The 2,451-nt window shown below is 62.6% G+C and carries 2 protein-coding genes; both read right to left on the reverse strand.

The features are described from left to right. Nucleotides 1-472 precede the first annotated feature (472 nt). Nucleotides 473-979 carry a hypothetical protein gene (locus VEY12_09845; protein ID HYM40420.1) on the reverse strand — a complete coding sequence of 169 codons (507 nt, stop codon included), beginning with the start codon at nt 977-979 and terminating at the stop codon, nt 473-475. A gap of 157 nt (nt 980-1,136) precedes the next feature. Beyond that, the gene (locus tag VEY12_09850; GenBank protein ID HYM40421.1) at nt 1,137-2,156 is read right to left on the reverse strand and encodes a ParB/RepB/Spo0J family partition protein; all 1,020 of its coding nucleotides are present in this window, start codon (nt 2,154-2,156) and stop codon (nt 1,137-1,139) included. Nucleotides 2,157-2,451 lie beyond the last annotated feature (295 nt).

The raw sequence follows: 2,451 nt of genomic DNA on the forward strand, positions 1-2,451 counted from the left end.
GTGCGGAGCTTTAGGCATGGCGCTTGACTATCTGCACGCCCACCCGAAGCGGGAGAAGCTCAGAACGCAACCGCTCATTCCCTCGCCGTAAGCGTTCAATTCCTCACCGAGCCTCGCGTAGACCGTATGTCGAGTTTCCCGATATGGGCGAAACTCATGACTATGGTCTGCGCACGGATCGCTTCCCGACAGTATGCAGGGCCTCCACGCTCTGGTTGACCACGATTCATGTTCTTGTGGGTTGCGGCAGCTCAAATCAGCTGTAACCCTTCGCGTCGATACAGTAACCGACCCTGTTCACTCGTTCCTTGACGCGCCCGCCCTCGACCAGAGCAGACGGCCTTCATGTTCCTGTGGCCTGCCTAGGCTCGGTCCGTTCAAGATTTGAAAAAGAAGGCAGGAGGCAACTGGGTAGTTCTTGCGGCGACTGTCGCTGCCCGGTGCCCCCTTTGCGGATGGATACTTCTGCGGTTTATTCGGGGTGGCGACGCTTCTCATGCACCTCCAGCGAGGGTTTGTCCACAAACGTCATCCCGCATCGATTGCAGCGGAAACGCCTCTCGCCCGGCAACGCGAGGAACCTGCCGTCGGTCGGAAGCCTCGGGACCGGGTACAACGCCCGGAGCACGGGAAACCTCCGCGACATAGCGGTCATCTCTTCCGCGCGACGCACGAACTCCGTCCGGATCGCGACGGCCCGTTGCTTGGTGATCCGCGCCCAGGTTTCGAGGGTTAGAGGACGATACGTCTTCACCTCGCGATCGTAGGAGATCGGGTAGATGTCGTAGCTCGCCATCGCCTCGACCACCTTGCGGAACACCGTCTTGTCGGTGAGCCCATCGTTCACGTACCGGCTGTACTCGGGCTGAAGCCAGAACCACTCGGAGAAATCCACGGTGACCTTGCGCATCGCGGCCACGAACGTGTGGGCGGCGAAGTAGTCCGACGTGTTGTCGTAGTCGAGGCCCGCGTCTTCCATAACCTCGCGCAGGGTGAAACCGTCACGACCACCTCGGAGGTAGACCCGGAGCGTGTCACGAATCGCTCTCTGAACGGGCCCGTGGGGGCCGCGCCATCCATGGCGGCGGAGCCACCCGCTGAGATCGTGAGCCCGAGGATTGGGATCTTCGGGCATGTTACGCCTCGTGGGACGCCTGCTCGCTCTCCTCCCATTCCCGCTTCCAGCGCTTCTCCGCCTCCTGGGCCTGGCGCAGGGTATCTCCGAGCTTGGCCCGTACTTCCTCGAGAACCTCGATTGCCTTCGCGCGCAGCTGGGGCGTTCGGAAGAGCTCGAGGTACGTGATGTCGAGCTTCTCCACCCCAGCGTACAGGTCTGCGACCCGGTTGAGCAGCCGCTCATCCGAGTCGAGCGCCCGTTGCCATTGCTTGGAGGGGCCCTCCTGAGCGTAGTGTGCGGCCTCTTTCAAGGACTGCTTGATCTCGCGCCCGGCCTTCACGCGAGACTTCGCAGCGTGCTTGATCTGTCGCACGATGGTCCGGCGTTGATCCGGCCGGGCAGTCCTGACCGCCGACAGCGCCTGGTCAAGCTCGTCGGTCTCGAGCTCGCCTTTGGCACGGGCGCTGGCCAGCTGCTTGGCCTCCTGCGGAGCCTCTTTGGCAAGGCTCGCGAGGTGGGCTGCGTCCCGAGTGGACAGCTCTTCCGGGAGAATCCCGGGGAGCTCCCGGCGTCCGCGGTACGCCGCCAGGGCGCGTTCCACGCTCCTCTTCGAGATTCCGAGGTCGGAAGCGATCCTCTTGACGACCTCGGGGCCTTCGCCGCTCCGGTGCTCCTGCTCCCAGAGTTGCCCCAGAGCGTCCTCCAGCTCCCGGTTCGTCAGCGGGAGTCGATGAATGTTCTCGACGATGGCGAAGCGTCGCATTGTGTCGTCGTCGAGCTCCTTGACGATGGCCGGGATCGCTTTCAGGTTCGCGAGCTCCGCAGCCATCCGACGGCGTTCGCCCGCGGCGACCTGGAAGCCTCCGTTCAGGGGCCGGACGATGATCGGAGACAGGACCCCGTCCCGCCGGATGCTCTGGGCCATGTCTCCAAGCTTCAGGGCGTCGTCCTCGGTGGGATCGAAGGTCTTCCTCGGGTTGAACGGGTTCTTCCGGAGCTTGCCGAGGGGCACGAACTCCAAGCGGAGGGGTGTTGTCATGCCCATCCCCCCGGACCGAGCAGGCTGCTCGTTCCAACCTCGACCCGAACAGGGGTCGCCGGCTCCGTCCTAGCACACGCCTTGCCGTTTCCGCTGGGGTTTGCCTCCGTCGCGTACATGCTAGGCAAAAGCGGGTGTTGACATCTATAATCGAAGGAAGATAAAATTAGAACTCGGAATTCGTACTTGATGTACTAGTCGCTTTATCAGCGATCCGAGCTTTCAGACACGCATGGACGACGTGGCGAAGCGGGTGTCGTTCACCGATCCGATCTCCGCGATTTTCGAGTTGAAC

The organism is Thermoplasmata archaeon (genome assembly GCA_035632695.1).
Classification (GTDB): Archaea; Thermoplasmatota; Thermoplasmata; order RBG-16-68-12; family RBG-16-68-12; genus RBG-16-68-12.